The following is a 15941-nucleotide window of genomic DNA, read 5'->3' as shown; positions in this document are numbered from 1 at the left end:
GTTCGTCCGGCCGGGTCCGCTGTGCCGGGAGCGGACCGGCCCGACCGTCGACATCCGAGGGAGAGTTCGTGCGCCTGTCCGATCTGCGCGGCCGTACCGTCGCCGTCTGGGGGGCCGGCCGGGAGGGCCGCGCCGCCGTGACCGCCATCGCCGCGCACGGCCCGGCCGACCTGGTCGCCGTCGACGACAGCGCGAACTTCCTCAGCGTGGCCTGGGAGGGTCCGCTCGCCGAGGCCGCGCCGCTGGTCACCGGGGAGGAGGGGTTCGCCCTGCTGGCCGCCGCCGAGATCGTCGTCCGGTCGCCGGGGGTGCCCAACACCCACCCGTGGCTGGTCGAGCTGCGGGCGCGGGGGGTGACCGTGACCCAGGGCACCGCCCTGTGGATGGCCGACCACGCCGACCGGACGATCGGGGTCACCGGCAGCAAGGGCAAGTCGACCACGTCCAGCCTGATCAGCCACCTGCTCGCGGCGGTGGACCGGCCCAACGTGCTGGGTGGCAACATCGGCGTGCCCACCCTCGACCTGCCCGAGGCCGAGTTGTACGTGCTGGAGCTGTCCAGCTACCAGTGCAGCGACCTGGCCGACTCGCCCCGGGTGGCGGTGGTCACCGCGCTGTTCCCGGAGCACCTGGACGCGCACGGCGGTGAGGCCGAGTACTACCGCGACAAGCTGAACCTGATCGCGTACGGCCCGCGCACGGTGGTGGTCAACGGCAACGATCCCCGCCTCGCCCTGGAGTTGGGCGACCGGGCGGCGGTACGCGCCGGCCTGCCCGACAGTGTGCACGTCGCCACCGGCCCGGACGGCACCGACTGGTTCCACCTCGGCGACCAGCCGCTGTTCGCCAGGGGGGTGCTGCCGCTCGTCGGCCGGCACAACGCGGGCAACCTCTGCGTGGCGCTCGCCGTACTCGACGCGGTCGGCGTGGACGTCGTCGCCCACAAGGACACCCTGGCGGTGGCGGTCGCCGGGTTCCACGGGCTGGCCCACCGGCTCACCGAGATCGTCGACCCGTCCGGCCTGACCTTCGTCGACGACACGCTCGCCACCAGCCCGTACGCGGCGATGCACGCGATCGACGCGTACGACGGGCGGCCGTTGACGGTGATCGTCGGGGGCACCGACAGGGGGTTGGACTACACGCCGCTGGCCACCCATCTGGCCGAGCGGGAGCTGACCGTGATCGGAATCCCGGACAGCGGCCCCCGGATCGTGGCGGCGCTGGCCGGGCTGCCGGCGGTGCGTACCGAGGTGGTGGACGACCTGGCGGACGCGGTCCGGTTGGCGCGGGTGGTGACCCCGCCCGACGGGGTGGTGCTGTTGTCCCCGGCGGCGCCCAGCTACGGCCGGTTCCGCAACTTCGAGCACCGTTCCGAGGTGTTCGCCGAGGCGATCCGGGCCACCGCCGCAGGCTGACCCCGCCCGCCCGCGCCGCCCGGTTGCGCCGGCCGGACCCGGCCGGGGCACGCTGCCTGACCGACAACGATCAGGGGGCAGGTCGACCGGTGGGGGGTCGGTCGGCCGACGGGACGAGGAGGGTGTGCAGGGCCACCGGGTCGGTGACCTCGGGCAGGGTGCGGGCGGCCAGCCAGGCGGCGCCCGCCGCGCCGTCCCCGGCCGGCTGGACCGGGGCGTCCGGCCAGCGGCGGCCGGCCTCGGTGCGGACCGCCGCGCCGAGCGGGGTGTGGCCGGTGAGCAGCCCGCCGCCGAGCACCACCGGGGTCGCCGCGTCGGCCGGGCGGACCCGGGCGGCGCTGTCGACCAGGTGGGCGGCGGCCCGGTGGAGCAGCCCGGTCGCCACCGGCTCACCGGCGACGGCGGCGTCGACGACCAGTGGCGCGAGCCGGGCCAGGGCGACCGGCGGCCGGCGGGTGACCGCCTGGACCACCGCGTCGACGGTGTCCCGGGGGCGGGCGGCCACCCCGGTCGCGCCGATCAGGTCGCCGAGCAGCCGCCGGCCGAGCGGGCCGGGTGCGGTGCCGGCGTCCAGGTCGGCCAGGAGCGTCCGGACCGCCTCGCGGCCCAGCCAGAAGCCGGAGCCGGCGTCGCCGAGCAGCCAGCCGTGCCCGTCGGCGATCCGGTCCAGCCGCAGGTCGCGCACCTGGGCGGCGATCGCGCCGGTGCCGGCGATCAGGATGGTGCCGTCGGTGGCGGCGGTGCCGGAGGCGTAGGCGACGAGGGCGTCGCCGTGCACCGCGTACGGGCAGCGTAGGCCGGCCTCCGTCCAGGCCCGGTCGAAGGTGGCCCGGCCGGCCGGGTCGGCGCGCAGCCGGCCGGCCCCGGCGAGCCCGATCGCCCCGGCGTGGACCCGGGCCGGGTCGACGCCGTGCAGCGCGCCGCGGAGCGCCGTCAGCAGTTCGGCGGCGGCCTGTTCCGCGCCGTGGCTGGTGGGGTTGCCGCCGCCGCCCCGGCCGGTGCCGAGGCGTTCGCCGGTGAGGGTCAGGGCGGTGGCCCGGGTGGACGTACCCCCGACGTCGAGGCCGACCACGACGGTGGCGGACATCCTGGCGGGCCTCCCCGGGGTGCGCTGGTGTGGGGGTGTCCATGCTGGTGGGTGCGGTGCCGCAGGGCAAGACCGGGGGTCGGCGGCGGGCCGTGCGGCAGGTAACAGTTTGAAAACTTCGCCCATGGTCTTGACAGGAAGGGGCCTTCAGTAAGAACTTTTACCACTAACAGTTAACACTCTTTTCCGAAAGGCGTGTCGATGGCCGAGCTCGAGACGGACACCACCGCGGCGACCGCGGTGGTCGATGCCGAGCCCGTCGACCGGCGCGGCGCGGACGGGGTGCTGGCCAGGGTCCGGGCCGGCGTCGGCGAGTTGACGGGAGCGTTGCGCCGGGTCGCCGAGCAGGTGCTCAGCGATCCGGAGGCAGCAGCCCGCGCCACCATCGTCGAGCTGGCCGAGCGCAGCGGCACCTCACCGGCGACCATCACCCGGTTCTGCCGGGCGATGGGCTTCGACGGCTACGCCGACCTGCGCCTGGGCATCGCCTCCGAGACCGGCCGGGCCCGGTCGGCCGGCTGGACCGTCGACATCGGCCGGGAGATCCAGCCCGGCGACCCGCTGGAGCGGGTGCTCGACCAGATCATGGCCGCCGACACCCGGGCCATGCACGACACCGCCAGCCTGCTCGATCTCGCCGAGGTCGAACGGGCCGCCGTCGCCATCGCCGGTGCCGCCCGGGTCAACATCTTCGGGGCCAGCGGCAGCGCGCTGGTCGGCGAGGAGATGCAGTTCAGCCTGCACCGCATCGGGGTCGCCGCCTGGGCCTGGAGCGACGTGCACGAGGGGCTGGCCAGCGCCGCGCTACTCGGCCCCGGCGACGTGGCGCTGGGCATCTCGCACACCGGGCAGACCCGGGAGACCATCGAGATGCTCGCCGAGGCGGGCAGCCGGGGTGCCGCCACCGTGGCGTTGACCGGGTTCCCGCGCTCGCCGCTTGCCGAACTGGCCGACATCGTCCTGCTCACCGCCAGCCAGGCCACCACCTTCCGGCCGGACGCGCTGTCCGCCCGGCACCCCCAACTCGTCGTGCTCGACCTGCTCTACATCGCCGTGGCGCAGCGCACCCACGACCGCGCCCACGCGGCCTTCCGGCGTACCGCCCAGGCCGTGCAGGGGCACAAGGCCGCGAAGGGGACCACCTCATGATCAGTGCCCAGGGGTACGCGCGGGCCGTCCGGCCCGTCCTCGACCGGCTGCTCGACACCCAGGCCGAGGCGATCGGCCGGGCCGCCGACCTGATCGCCACCAGCCTGCGGGCCGGCGGTGTGCTCCAGGCGTTCGGGGCCGGCCACTCCGAGGCGTTCGCCGCCGAACTGGTGGCCCGCGCCGGCGGCCTGGTCCCCACCAACCGGATCGGCCTGCACGACCTGGTGCTGCACGGCGACGCCCCGCGCGACGTGCTCACCGACCCCAAGCTGGAACGCGACCCGGCCGTGGCCCACCAGCTCTACCCGCTGGCCCGGCCCCAGCCGGCCGACGTCTTCCTGATCGCCTCGCAGTCCGGCATCAACGGCTCGGTGGTCGAGCTGGCGACGCTGGTCACCGGGCACGGCCATCCGCTGATCGCGGTCACCTCGGTCGCGCACACCGCACGGGTCGCGCCACGCCACCCGTCCGGGCGTCGACTCGCCGAACTCGCCGACGTCGTGCTGGACAACGGCGCACCGTACGGCGACGCACTGCTGCCGCTGGAGGGCGGCGGCGCGGTCTGTGCGGTCTCCTCGGTCACCTCCGCGCTGCTGGCGCAACTGGTGACCGCGGAGGTCGTCCGACGGTTCCACCAGGCCGGAGAGGTACCCCCTATCTACCTCTCCGCCAACGTCCCCGGTGGGGACGCGCACAACCTCGCCCTCGAGTCGCGGTACGCCGGGCGTCTCCGGCGGACCGCCTGACCCGGACACCCAAGGAGAGACGACGATGTCGAATACCCCCGAGACCCCCGCCGCGCTGAGCCGGCGCACCCTGCTGGGCCGGACCGCCGCGGCGGGCCTGCTCGCCACGCCGGTGGTCAGCCTGCTGGGCGCCTGCGCCACCAGCGGCTCCGACGAGACCCCCACCAAGGCCGAGGAGGGCGCCAAGAGCGCCGCCAACCCGCTGGGTGTCGCCGAGGACGCCCCGCTGGAGGTGGTCATCTTCAACGGCGGCTACGGCGAGAAGTACGCCACCGACGTGCACGAGCCGCTGTACAAGAAGGCGTTCCCCAAGGCGGAGATCAAGCACCAGTCCACCCAGGCGGTCTCCACCATCCTCCAGCCCCGGTTCGCCTCGGGCAACCCGCCGGAGTTCGTCAACAACTCCGGCGAGAAGCTGATCGACTTCGGGTCGCTGGTGGCCGACGGGCAGCTGATGGACCTCACCGAGCTGTGGGACGCCCCGTCGGTCGACGACCCGAACAAGAAGGTCCGCGACACCGTCGTGCCCGGCACGGTCGAGGCGGGCTCGTTCAACGGCAAGCCGTACGTGCTGTACTACGTCTCCACAGTCTTCGGCATCTGGTACTCGGGCAAGCTGTTCAAGGAGAACGGCTGGGCGCCGGCGAAGACCTGGTCGGAGTTCACCGCCCTGCTCGACGGCATCAAGGCCAAGGGCATCACCCCGTACGGCTACGCCGGGGCGAACGCGGCCTACTACCAGTGGAACGTGATCCTGACCCACGCCGCGAAGATCGGCGGCACCGACGTGCTCAAGAACATCGACAACCTGGAGGACGGCGCCTGGCAACAGGACGCCGTCAAGCAGGCGGCGCAGGCGTGGGAGGAGATCGGCGCGAAGTACGTCGACAAGAGCTTCGAGGGGCTCAAGCACACCGACGTGCAGCTCCGGCAGAACCAGTACAAGCTGGCCCTCTACCCCAGCGGCGACTGGCTGGAGGGCGAGCAGAAGAAGGACACCCCGGCCGGCTTCGAGTACCAGCTCATGCCGGTGCCGAGCCTGTCCGGTTCGGACAAGCTGCCGGCCACCGCCGTGCGGGCCACCGCCGGTGAGGGCTACTTCGTCTCGGCCAAGAGCAGGAACCCGCGCGGTGGCCTGGAGTACATGCGCCAGATGCTCTCGGTCGCCGGGGCGAAGGGCTTCACCGAGGTGGTCAAGGCCCCGACCGTGGTCACCGCCGGCAGCGCCGGCTTCGCCTTCCCGCCCGGCGTTGCCAGTTCCCAGGCCGCCCTCGCCGCCGCCGGCAAGGACGTGTTCAACCTGTACTTCGACGGCTGGTACAAGGAGTTGGACACCGAGGCGCGGACCGCCACCAACGAGCTGATGTTCGGCCGGATCAAGGCCGACGCCTTCGTGGAGCGGATCCAGAAGCGGGCCGACGCCATCAAGAAGGACAGCTCCGTCGCCAAGTTCACGCGCTGACCGATCGGAGAAGCGGGATCATGCGGCACGGCAAGTATCCATTCGTGATCGGGTTCCTGTTCGCCCCGGTCACGCTGTACGTGGTCTTCGTCATCGCACCGTACGCGCAGGCGTTCCAGATCTCGATGACCAACTGGCGGGGGTTGTCCGCCCCGCAGTGGGTGGGCTTCGACAACTACCGGCGGCTGCTCGACGACGGGCGCTTCTGGCAGGCGGTCCAGCACCACGGCGTACTGCTGCTTGCCCTGCCGCTGATCACGATCGCCATCGCGTTGTTCTTCGCCTTCCTGCTCAACGTGGGTGGGCGCAGCGTGGGTGGCCAGCGGCAGGGGGTCCGGGGGTCGAAGTTCTACCGGGTGGTGTTCTTCTTCCCCCAGGTCCTGGCGGTGGCCATCATCGCGGTGCTGTTCCAGATGGTGTACCGGCCCAACGAGTCCGGCCTGATCAACGGTGTGCTGATGAAGCTCGGGCTGGACCCGGTGCTGTTCCTGATCCGGCCGAACCTGGCCCTGTGGTCGATCATCGCGGTGCTGGTCTGGCAGGCCGTCGGCTTCTACGTGGTGCTCTTCTCGGCCGGGATGGCCTCCATCCCGGGGGAGATCTACGAGGCGGCCGAGATGGACGGGGCGAGCAAGGTGATGCTGTTCTTCCGGGTCACCCTGCCGCTGCTCTGGGACACCCTCCAGGTGGCCTGGGTCTACCTCGGCATCGCCGCGTTCGACGCGTTCGCCATCGTCGCGGTGCTCTCGGTGGACAGCGGCGGCCCGGACGGCGCGACGACGGTGCTGGCGGTGGAGATCTACCGCAACGCGTTCGTCTACTCGAAGTACGGCTACGCCTCGGCGATGGGTGTGGCGCTGTTCTTCCTCACCCTCACGTTCGCGGCGCTGACGCTGCGGTTGACCAAGCGGGAAAGCGTGGAGTACTGAGATGGCCACACAGACGACGCTGCCGCCGGCCGCGGCGGACACCCCGCCCGGCCGGCCCGCCCCCCGCACCCGCAAGGGCCGGGGCGAGCACCACGAGGTACGACTGTTCAGCGGGCTCGGTCAGGTGGCGCTCGCCGTCTGGGCGGTGATCGTCATCGTGCCGATCCTCTGGACGTTCCTGGCCGCGTTCAAGAACACCAGCGAGATCTTCAGCAGCCCGTGGACGTTGCCTGCGGAGCTGCGCTGGGAGAACTTCGGCCGGGCCTGGACCAAGGCGCACGTCGGCCGCTACTTCCTCAACAGCGTCTTCGTGGTGTCGTGCAGCACCTTCGGCACCATGCTGTTCGGTTCCATGGCCGCGTACGTGCTGGCCCGGTACAAGTTCCGGGGCAACCGGGCGATCTACTACCTGTTCGTCTCCGGGTTGGCCTTCCCGGTCTTCCTGGCGCTGGTGCCGCTGTTCTTCGTGGTCCGCAACCTGGGGCTGCTGGACACCCACACCGGCGTGATCCTGGTCTACATCGCCTACTCGCTGCCGTTCACCGTCTTCTTCCTGGCCGCGTTCTTCCGCACGTTGCCGAACTCGGTGGCCGAGGCCGGCATGATCGACGGCTGCTCGCACACCAGGCTGTTCTTCCAGGTGATGCTGCCGATGGCGAAGCCGGGCCTGATCAGCGTCGCGATCTTCAACATCATCGGGCAGTGGGCGCAGTACCAGTTGCCCCTGGTGCTGCTCTCCAACGCCAAGGACAAGTGGGTGCTCACCCAGGGCATCGCCGACATCTCGGTCAACGCCGGCTACGAGGCCGACTGGTCCGGCCTGTTCGCCGCCCTGACCATCGCCATCCTCCCGATGATCATCGTGTACGCGATCTTCCAGCGGCAGATCCAGTCCGGCCTGACCTCCGGCGCGGTCAAGTGACAGGTCGGGGTGGCGGGGTCACCGCACCCCGCCACCCCGCCGGTGGCCCGGAGCGCCCCGACGGGTGATCCGGGCCGGGTGTGTCACAGGGGCGGGGCACAATCGGGCCGTGGCGGTGCTGGCGGTGGCGGCGGGGGAGCGGGGCGGAGGTGTTCTCCAGCCCCTCGACGCCGCCGGTCACCCGGCCGGGCCCGGCGAGCCGGTCGACGACCTGCCCACCGCCGTGGCCGCCCGCGAGGCGGCCGAGCACCCCCGCTGGGTGTGGGCATCCGGTGCGACGCTCTACCCGGCCCTGCTGCGCGCCGGGGTGCGGGTCGAGCGCTGCCACGACATCGAGCTGACCGAGGGGCTGCTGCTGGGCCATGCTGGCCGGTGGGGTGAGCCCCGCTCGTTGGCCGCCGCGTACGCCCGGCTCACCGGGGCCGCCGTCCCACCCGACCCGCCGCCCCGGCCGGCCGCCCCGCCCGGCCACGGGCAGGCCGCGCTCTTCGAGGCCGTCGCCGGCCCGCCGGCCCCCGGCATCGACGCCCTGACCAGGGTGTACGCCGACCAGCTCGCCCGGGTCGCCGCCACCGCCCATCCCGGCCGGTTCCGGCTGCTGGTGGCCGCCGAGTCGGCAGGTGCGCTGATCGCGGTGGAGATGGCCGCCGTCGGGCTGCCCTGGCGCGCCGACGTGCACGACGAGATCCTCGCCGAGCTGCTGGGCGAGGCGTCCCCGATGGGTGGGCCGCCCCGGCGGCTGGCCGAGTTGGCCGCCCGGGTCGCCGAGGCGTTCGGCGTCCGGCAGCTGCACGTCGACTCCTCGGCGGAGCTGCTGCGCGCCTTCGCCCGGGTCGGTGTGCAGCTGCCCAACACCCGGGCCTGGGTGTTGCGCGGCGTCGACCATCCGGCCGTCCCGTTGGTGCTCGAATACAAGGAGCTGTACCGGATCTGGACGGCGCACGGCTGGGCCTGGCGGGACGCGTGGGTCTCCGGCGGCCGGTTCCGCCCGGAGTACGTCCCCGCCGGGGTGGTCTCCGGCAGGTGGGCCACCCGGGGCGGCGGCGCGTTGCAGATCCCCAAGGTGATCCGGCGGGCGGTGGTGGCCGATCCGGGCTGGCGGCTGGTGGTGGCCGACGCCGGTCAGTTGGAGCCCCGGGTGCTCGCCGCGGTCTCCGGTGACGCCCGGCTGGCCACCGCCGGGGCGGCCGGGGACCTCTACGCGGCGCTGGCCCAGGACTCCTTCGGCGGCGACCGGGCCCGCGCCAAGCTCGCCCTGCTCGGCGCGATGTACGGGCAGACCGGGGGTGGGGCGCTGCCGGCCCTGGCGGTGCTCAAGCGCAGCTATCCGACCGCCTTCGGCTACCTGGAGGCGGCGGCGCGTACCGGGGAGGCGGGCGGCCTGGTCCGGTCCTGGCTGGGCCGGACCTGCCCGCCGGGGACGGTCGGGTCCGGCGACGGTGACGACGCCCCGGTGGACCCGGACGCCGGGGCGGACCCGCGCTCGCCCCGGGCCCGGGCGGCCCGCTCCCGGGGCCGGTTCACCCGCAACTTCGTCATCCAGGCCACCGCCGCCGAGTGGGCCTCGACGCTGCTCGCCTCCCTGCGGGGGGAGCTGGCCGGGGTCGGTGGGGAGCTGGTCTTCTTCCAGCACGACGAGGTGATCGTGCACTGCCCGGCCGAGCTGGCCGACCCGGTGGCCGAGGCGATCCGCCGCGCCGGAGCACGCGCCTCGGCACTGCTGTTCGGCCCCACCCCCGTGCGCTTCCCCCTCGACCTCGCCACCGTGACCACCTACGCCCAGGCCTGACCCATCCCACCCCCTCAGCCGGCCCCGTTGCGACGCCCGCCCCCGGTGATCAAGAGGTTTGCGTCAACGCGAACGGCACATCTGACGCGAACCTCGTGATCACCGGGGCGAAACGGGGCGGGGCGAAACGGGGCGGGGCGAAACGGGGGGCGGGACGGATCGGGGAGGTGCGGGTGGTTGAGGGCATACGAGTGAAATATCCGTTTCGTGCCGACACTCATCTCTCGGGGGCTCGTTGCACCCGGTGTGCGTATCGCAGGAATGATCATCGCGGCGGGTGGGGGGCGTCGGCTCGGCGGCCCCGAGGCGTTGCTGCGCCAGGGGGGCCGGCTGCTGGTCAGCTGCATGATCGACACGATGGTCGCGGCCGGCTGTGAGCAACTGGTGGTGGTGCTGGGGGCGGCGGCCGACGAGGTTCGGGCGGCGGCCGACCTGAGTCCCGCCACGGTGGTGGTCAACCGGGCGTCGGGGGCCGGGGTCGGGTCGTCCATCCGGGCCGGCCTTGCCGCGTTGGCCGACGAACGGGTCGAGGCGGTGGTGGTGGTGCCCGTCGACATGCCCGGTCTCACCCCGGAGGCGGTCCGGCGGGTGGCCGCACTGCCGTACCCGGACGTGCTGGCCTGCGCCACCTACGACGGGCTGCGCGGGTACCCGATGCTGTTCGGCCGTCGGCACTGGGCCGGCATCGCGACCCTGGCCGGCGCCGACATCGGCGCCCGACCGTACCTGCTGGCGCACAAGGACCAGATCGTCGACATCGCCTGCGACTCGGTGGCCGACGGCAACCGGGTGGACACCCCGGAACTGATGGCGCTCTACGGCCTCACCGTGCCACCCCAGCGGGTCGGTGCCTGAGCGCTACCCCGCCCGGCAGCGCCACCCCGCCCGGCTGCGCCGGGTCGGGCGGTGGGCTGCCGCGCCGTCGACGGTCAGCCGTCGGGTGGGCGGCAGATGTCGACGGTGTGCCGGGGGCGCAGCTGCCCGTCGAACGCGACGGTGACCGCCGGCCGGTCGACCAGCGTGACCCGGACCGTCCGTTCGCCGACGAACTCGGCGTCGATCCGCCCCCGGGGGCGCTCGTAGCGGCAGGTGACCAGTTCCCGGTCGGCGTCGTGGCTGAGCAGCCCGGCCCGGGTGCGTACCCGCAGTTCGGTGTGTGGCAGGTCCTTCCAGTCGCGGGTGTCCAGCCGGACCACCGCGTACCGGCCGTCGGGGGAGACGGCCAGGGTGGAGTCCCGCTCGACGGTCGAGGCGAAGCCGGTGCGGGACATGCCCCACGCGCCGGTGCCCACGCCGAGCAGCACCGCGCAGCCGAGCGCGCCCGACCGTAGCGCCGTCGCGGCGGGCGGTTGCCGGGCGGCCAGCCAGCCGGCGAGCACCAGCGTCAGCGCGGCCAGGGCGGCGAGCCCGAGCAGGGGCAGCGGGCGGTGCAGGAAGCGTGCCGCCGGATAGAGCCGGGCGTACCCGGCGTCCCAGAGCACGCCCGCGAAGAGGGCCAACGACAGCAGCGTCAGCAGGCCGGCGAGGAGCCGTCCGCGACCGGACCCGGCGAGGGGGCGGGTCCCGGGGCCGGCGGACATGCTACGCATCGTAGGCGTGCGTGGCACTCCCGGTCCGTCCCACGTTCGGCTGGTCCCGGCGTTTCGTGCCCGCCGGGGACGACGTCCGCGCGCCGCCGGGGCGACATCCGCCGCGCCCGCGACGTCCGGAACGTCCCGGGCGGACAGTCGGGCCCGACGCCACAGCAGGCGAGATAGCGTCCGGAGGGGAAGGACGCCCGGAGGCGGAACGCCTGACGGTCAGACCTCGATGTTGAACCGTTGCAGCACCGAGGGGGCGACCAGGCCGACGGCGGCGAGCACGGAGAGCACCGTCAGCGCGGTCCGCAGCACCACCACCTCGGCCTTGCTGCCGGTACGCAACGCGATGCTGTTGGGTAGCCCGATCATCGTCCACATCCGGCGCTTGATCGGGATCGGCCAGAGGATCGGGACCCCGGCCTTGGTGATCATGTCGCCGAGGATGTGCACGAAACAGCCCACCCCGACGGCCAGCCCGATCATCGGATAGCCGCGGTCACCGGGCAGGTTGGCGAAGGTGAACCAGGCGGCGGCGGCCGAGACGAGGGTGACGATCACCCAGCCGGCCCGCTCGGCCCACTTGTCGAAGAGCCCGCGCAGGGCCAGCCCGATCATGAAGAACAGGATGCTGACCACCGCCCACTTGCCGTACGCGGTGCACAGCGTGGTGGTGCCCCACCCGACCAGCACGGTGAACGGGATGGTGTGGGTCAGGGTGCGGTGACCGTTGTTGCGGCGCGGGTCGCGGCTGAGCTTGGTGGCGTAGTAGACGCCGAGCGAGATCTTCTCCATCACCTCGGCGACGAACAGCGAGAACACCCCGAAGGTGCGGGCCACCGTCGCGCCGCCCTGGTTGCGGGTCACCTTGCCGGAGAGGTCGAGGTCGGGAAACAGTGCCCCACCGGCGCAGACGGCGGTGCCGACGGCCAGGGCCAGCGGTGACTGGTGGTAGTCGGCGAACTGGTCCAGCGCCCACGACCCGGTCAGCCACACCGCCGCGCCCGACAGCGCGTGGGACGGTCCCATCATGTCGCCTCGCCCCTCCCCGTTTTCTTGATCGACAACGCTACGCCACTGTGTCAGAACCGCCGCCGACAGGGCAACAACCCGATCGGTCCACAGGGGAGGGTGTCAGGCGGCGGCAGGGCGGAAACTCTGCCTGATCATCAGGAAGTATGTCGCGTTGACCTGCCAGTCGAACTGGTCTGTCAGCCATGAGACGGTGTAGGCCCGCTGCGGGGCGACCCGCACCAGCAGCCGGGCGGTGTGCAGCCGGGCCCCGGTCGGGCCGGTCCACTCGCACTCCCACAGCGCGCCGCCACGGAACATGTCCAGCGCGGAGATCTCCACCCGCCGGTAGCCGGTGAGCCGGCCGTCGTCGGTGAGCCGGCGTTCCTCGGCCCGCCAGTGCGCGACCGGGTCGGCCGGGGCGACGCCGGGGGCGATGCTGAGCGCCCGGGGGCCACCGGGCTCGCGCAGGCAGGTCGCCGGGCCGTCGGTGTAGCGCAGCCAACCGGTCGGCGCGGCGATCCGGAAGCCGTCCGGGTCGGTGTACCAGGTCCAGCCCGCGACCAGGCCGAACCGCTCACCCGGCGGCGGCGGTGCGGACCGGACCGGGGTGGCGTCGGCCGGCGCGGGCGCGGCGCACGGGAAGGCCGCCGGCCGGGACGCCCCGGTGCCGGCGCCACCGCCCGGCGTCGACGGCGGGCCGGGGCCGTTGCGCAGCGCGACCGTCGTCCCGGCCCAGGCCAGCAGCGTGCCCACGACGGCCACCGCGACCAGGGCGATCCGCCGCCGTCGGGGGCGCGGTCCGGCGACCGGCAACGGCGGGGTGTCCCCGCCGGCCGGCACCACCGTGGGGGGAGGCACGGCCGGGGCGGAGGGCTGCGGCGTGGCGGGCGTCGCCGCGAGTGCCACGCTCAGCCAGGCCTGCGTCTCGGCGGCGGTGAGCCGTCGTTCCGGTTCGCGGCGCAGCAGGCCCTCCAGCACCGGACGCAGCGCCCCGGCCCGACGCGCCGGGTCGGGCGGCTCGGTGGCCAACGCGCTCAGCGTCGCCATCGCGCTGCCCCGGGCGTACGGCGACCGCCCCTCCACCGCGGCGTAGAGGGTGGCCCCCAGCGACCACAGGTCGGTACGCGGGCTGGAGACCCCGTCGCGGGCGCGTTCGGGGGCGACGAACTGCGGTGAACCGAGCACCATCCCCGGCCCGGTCATCGCCCCGTCACCGCCGTCGAAGGTGGCCAGCCCGAAGTCGGTGAGCACCACCCGCCCGTCGTCGGCGACCAGGACGTTGTGCGGTTTGACGTCGCGGTGCAGCACCCCGGCGGCGTGGGCGGCGCGCAGGGCGGCCAGCACCGCCAACCCGATCCGGGCGACCCGGTGCGGGTCCAGCGGCCCCTCCGTGGTGAGCAGTTGTTGCAGCGAGCGGGACGGGACGTACTCCATCACGATCCAGGGGTTGTCCCCGTCGTGCACCACGTCGTAGATCCGGACCACGTTGGGGTGGCTGAGCCGGGCCGCGGTGCGGGCCTCGCGCAACGTGCGCAGCCGTAGCTCCTCGCGTTCGTGCGCGGCGAGCCAGTGGGGCGGCACGACCTCCTTGACCGCGACGTCCCGGTGCAGCATCTCGTCGCGGGCCAACCAGACCCGGCCCATCCCGCCGGTGCCGACCAGACCGAGCAGCCGGTACCGCCCGGCGACCCGCTGCTCGTGCACGACGTTTCCCCCTCGCTGCGCCCGCTACCAGGATATCCACGGTGACCGAGGTGTCTCGTGGCGGCGGATCGGGTGGGCCCAGGCGGGGCGGGCGGCCCGAGGGGGCCGGCAGCCGACGGCGGCGGAGACCGACGGTGGAGCGGGGCGGGTCAGGTCGGCGAGGTCAGCTCGGTCGACCGGCTCCGGAAACTCTCCCGGACCACCGCCAGCTCGTCGGTCGCGTCGTCCCAGTCCTCGTCCGCCGACGACCAGCTCAGCATGTATCCGGACAGGTCCCGGCCGGGGATCAGCCGGACCCCGTGCTCCCGGCCGCCGAACGGGGTGTCCCAACGGCACTCCCACTGGGCGCCGTCGCCGTCGGACGCCGCCAGCTTGATCTTGTCGTACCCGGGCAGGGCGCCGAAGCCGAGCTGCGTGCGTTCCTCGGCCCGGAGCCGCTCCAGCGCCCCGCCGCCACCGGCCAGGGGTTCCACGCTCAGCGTCCGCCGGCTGCCCGGGTCGCGGAAGCAGTCCACCTGCCCCTCCTGGCTACGCAGCCAGCCGATCGGGACGGCGAGCCGGTAGCCGGCACCGTCGTACCAGGTCCAGCCGGACGGGGGACGGAAACCGTCGTCCACGGTCGCCGGTCGGCCGGTGACCTTCGTACCGACCGGGTCGGGACGCAGGCACGGCAGCGGCGGCGGGGCGAGGCCCGACGCGCCGGGTGCCGGGCCCGGCCGGCCCGGATCACCGGCCGGCGGGCCGTACGGGCGGGTCGAGGGGGTGCTGTCGACGGCCACGTCGGTGTGCCGTGGCGCGGCCCCGTGCTCGTCGTCGTTGATCGCGACGGTGGTGCCGATGCCGGCCGTCGCCCCCACGGCGAGGGTCACCCCGGCCAGGATCCAGCCCCGGGCGCTCCTGGGCAGCCGGGCGAGCATTCCGGCCGGCCCGCCCGTGCCGGTCGCCCGCCGTGACCCCGTACCCGCGCCGGGGCGTCCCGGCCCGCGTCCGCCCGGCGCGGCTGCGCCCGGTCCTTGGCCGGTCACCTGCGGTCCGGTCGGCCCCGGGGCGGAACCTGCCGGGGCGTCGGCCGCAGCGCTGCCGCATCCGTCGGTGTCGCCAGGCCCCCGCAGGCAGCCTCCCGGCTCACCCGACCCGGCGGCGACCCGGCCGGGCGGTCCCCACTCCCGCTCGGCGTCGAGGTCCGCGCGGGTACGCGGTGGTGTCGGCCGGCCGGCCGGCGGGTCGTCCGCGCCGGGCGGCGGGGTCGGCCGGGCCACGCCCATCGGGCGGGCGACCGGCAGCACCACCGTGGGCGGCTCGGGCCGGGGCGTCGCCCGGGTCACCTCCTCCAGCCGGCGGGCGGCCTCGTCGTGGCGGATGCGGTGCCGGGGGTCGCGGGTCAGCAGCCCGTCGAGCACGGGGCGCAGCGGCCCGGCGTGCGGGGCCGGGTCCGGCGGGGAGGTGGCCAGGGCGGCCAGGGTGGCCATCGCGGTGCTGCGGGCGTACGGGGAGCGGCCCTCGACGGCGGCGTGCAGGGTGGCACCGAGCGACCACAGGTCGGCCTCCACGCTGGACACCCCGTCGGCGGCGCGTTCGGGGGCCACGAACTGCGGGGAACCGAGCACCATCCCGGGGCGGGTCATCAGCCCGTCACCGCCGTCGAAGGTGGCCAGCCCGAAGTCGGTGAGCATCACCCGGCCGTCGTCGGCGACCAGGACGTTCTGCGGTTTCACGTCGCGGTGCAGCACCCCGGCGGAGTGCGCGGCGCGCAACGCGGACAGCAGCGCCAGCCCGATCTCGGCGGCGCGGACCGGTTCGACCGGGCCGGTGGTGTCCAGCACCGTCTGCAACGACCGGGACAGGACGTACTCCATCACGATCCAGGGGCGTTCCTCGACCTGCACCACGTCGTAGACCCGGACCACGTTGGGGTGGTTGAGCCGGGCCGCGGTGCGCGCCTCGCGCAGTGTCCGCAGCTGCACCTCGTCGCGTTCGTCGTCGGCCAGCCAGGCGGGGGGCACCACCTCCTTGATCGCGACCTCGCGGTGCAACACCTCGTCGCGGGCCAGCCAGACCCGGCCCATGCCACCCCGGCCCACCAAGTTCAACAGGCGGTACCGGCCGGCGATCACTACCTGCTGCACCGTTCTCCTCACCATCGG

13 protein-coding genes are annotated in these 15941 nt (G+C 73.9%); 8 read left to right on the top strand and 5 right to left on the bottom strand.

The window, feature by feature from the left end:
* The first annotated feature begins 68 nt into the window (after nucleotides 1-68).
* Entirely contained in the window at nucleotides 69-1418 is a 1350-nt protein-coding gene (gene murD, locus Q2K16_RS09990; RefSeq protein ID WP_302744921.1) for a UDP-N-acetylmuramoyl-L-alanine--D-glutamate ligase, read from the top strand.
* 70 nt (nucleotides 1419-1488) lie between these two features.
* On the opposite strand, the gene Q2K16_RS09985 is transcribed toward murD, so the two are convergent.
* The gene (locus Q2K16_RS09985) at nucleotides 1489-2505 is read right to left on the bottom strand and encodes an N-acetylglucosamine kinase (protein ID WP_302744920.1); all 1017 of its coding nucleotides are present in this window, start codon (nucleotides 2503-2505) and stop codon (nucleotides 1489-1491) included.
* Nucleotides 2506-2706: 201 nt separating this feature from the next.
* On the opposite strand from Q2K16_RS09985, the gene Q2K16_RS09980 reads away from it, so the two are divergent.
* The 7 genes from Q2K16_RS09980 to Q2K16_RS09950 all read left to right on the top strand — a co-directional run bounded on the left by Q2K16_RS09980 (nucleotide 2707) and on the right by Q2K16_RS09950 (nucleotide 10357).
* A complete protein-coding gene (locus Q2K16_RS09980) occupies nucleotides 2707-3654 on the top strand; it encodes a MurR/RpiR family transcriptional regulator (protein ID WP_302744918.1) in 948 nt (315 codons plus the stop codon).
* Nucleotides 3651-4400, top strand: coding sequence for a sugar isomerase domain-containing protein (locus tag Q2K16_RS09975; protein ID WP_208570897.1), 750 nt, complete (start codon nucleotides 3651-3653; stop codon nucleotides 4398-4400). Before Q2K16_RS09980 ends, Q2K16_RS09975 begins: the two co-directional genes overlap by 4 nt.
* Nucleotides 4401-4425: 25 nt before the next feature.
* Nucleotides 4426-5862: an N-acetylglucosamine/diacetylchitobiose ABC transporter substrate-binding protein gene (ngcE, locus tag Q2K16_RS09970; RefSeq protein ID WP_302744914.1), complete on the top strand. Its 1437-nt coding sequence runs from the start codon at nucleotides 4426-4428 to the stop codon at nucleotides 5860-5862.
* Nucleotides 5863-5882: 20 nt separating this feature from the next.
* Nucleotides 5883-6791 carry a carbohydrate ABC transporter permease gene (locus tag Q2K16_RS09965; RefSeq protein ID WP_088645682.1) on the top strand — a complete coding sequence of 303 codons (909 nt, stop codon included), beginning with the start codon at nucleotides 5883-5885 and terminating at the stop codon, nucleotides 6789-6791.
* A gap of 1 nt (nucleotide 6792) precedes the next feature.
* The gene (locus Q2K16_RS09960; protein ID WP_302744912.1) at nucleotides 6793-7713 is read left to right on the top strand and encodes a carbohydrate ABC transporter permease; all 921 of its coding nucleotides are present in this window, start codon (nucleotides 6793-6795) and stop codon (nucleotides 7711-7713) included.
* Nucleotides 7714-7822: 109 nt separating this feature from the next.
* On the top strand, nucleotides 7823-9502 hold the full coding sequence (locus tag Q2K16_RS09955) for a bifunctional 3'-5' exonuclease/DNA polymerase (protein ID WP_302744910.1): 1680 nt from the start codon (nucleotides 7823-7825) through the stop codon (nucleotides 9500-9502).
* A 261-nt stretch (nucleotides 9503-9763) separates the two neighbouring features.
* Complete coding sequence (locus Q2K16_RS09950; RefSeq protein ID WP_302746424.1) at nucleotides 9764-10357, top strand: nucleotidyltransferase family protein; 594 nt, start codon at nucleotides 9764-9766, stop codon at nucleotides 10355-10357.
* A 74-nt stretch (nucleotides 10358-10431) separates the two neighbouring features.
* Here Q2K16_RS09950 and Q2K16_RS09945 read toward each other — a convergent pair whose 3' ends face one another.
* The 4 genes from Q2K16_RS09945 to Q2K16_RS09930 form a co-directional block, all read right to left on the bottom strand.
* On the bottom strand, nucleotides 10432-11082 hold the full coding sequence (locus Q2K16_RS09945) for a hypothetical protein (protein ID WP_302744909.1): 651 nt from the start codon (nucleotides 11080-11082) through the stop codon (nucleotides 10432-10434).
* 219 nt (nucleotides 11083-11301) lie between these two features.
* A complete protein-coding gene (locus tag Q2K16_RS09940) occupies nucleotides 11302-12111 on the bottom strand; it encodes a metal-dependent hydrolase (RefSeq protein WP_302744908.1) in 810 nt (269 codons plus the stop codon).
* A gap of 102 nt (nucleotides 12112-12213) precedes the next feature.
* On the bottom strand, nucleotides 12214-13737 hold the full coding sequence (locus Q2K16_RS09935) for a serine/threonine-protein kinase (protein WP_489671908.1): 1524 nt from the start codon (nucleotides 13735-13737) through the stop codon (nucleotides 12214-12216).
* Nucleotides 13738-13946: 209 nt separating this feature from the next.
* Entirely contained in the window at nucleotides 13947-15863 is a 1917-nt protein-coding gene (locus Q2K16_RS09930) for a serine/threonine-protein kinase (RefSeq protein ID WP_489671907.1), read from the bottom strand.
* Nucleotides 15864-15941: the final 78 nt, after the last annotated feature.

It is taken from the genome of Micromonospora cynarisoli (assembly GCF_030518815.1).
Classification (GTDB): domain Bacteria; phylum Actinomycetota; class Actinomycetes; order Mycobacteriales; family Micromonosporaceae; genus Micromonospora; species Micromonospora wenchangensis.
This window is presented reverse-complemented; position numbering and strand designations above follow the sequence as displayed.

Bases quoted from the DNA above. Each gene is read 5' to 3' on its own strand.
- Q2K16_RS09985 (WP_302744920.1), bottom strand. From the start codon at position 2,505: ATGTCCGCCACCGTCGTGGTCGGCCTCGACGTCGGGGGTACGTCCACC.
- Q2K16_RS09980 (WP_302744918.1), top strand. From the start codon at position 2,707: ATGGCCGAGCTCGAGACGGACACCACCGCGGCGACCGCGGTGGTCGAT.
- Q2K16_RS09975 (WP_208570897.1), top strand. From the start codon at position 3,651: ATGATCAGTGCCCAGGGGTACGCGCGGGCCGTCCGGCCCGTCCTCGAC.
- ngcE (WP_302744914.1), top strand. From the start codon at position 4,426: ATGTCGAATACCCCCGAGACCCCCGCCGCGCTGAGCCGGCGCACCCTG.
- Q2K16_RS09965 (WP_088645682.1), top strand. From the start codon at position 5,883: ATGCGGCACGGCAAGTATCCATTCGTGATCGGGTTCCTGTTCGCCCCG.
- Q2K16_RS09960 (WP_302744912.1), top strand. From the start codon at position 6,793: ATGGCCACACAGACGACGCTGCCGCCGGCCGCGGCGGACACCCCGCCC.
- Q2K16_RS09950 (WP_302746424.1), top strand. From the start codon at position 9,764: ATGATCATCGCGGCGGGTGGGGGGCGTCGGCTCGGCGGCCCCGAGGCG.
- Q2K16_RS09945 (WP_302744909.1), bottom strand. From the start codon at position 11,082: ATGTCCGCCGGCCCCGGGACCCGCCCCCTCGCCGGGTCCGGTCGCGGA.
- Q2K16_RS09940 (WP_302744908.1), bottom strand. From the start codon at position 12,111: ATGATGGGACCGTCCCACGCGCTGTCGGGCGCGGCGGTGTGGCTGACC.
- Q2K16_RS09935 (WP_489671908.1), bottom strand. From the start codon at position 13,737: ATGGGCCGGGTCTGGTTGGCCCGCGACGAGATGCTGCACCGGGACGTC.
- Q2K16_RS09930 (WP_489671907.1), bottom strand. From the start codon at position 15,863: ATGGGCCGGGTCTGGCTGGCCCGCGACGAGGTGTTGCACCGCGAGGTC.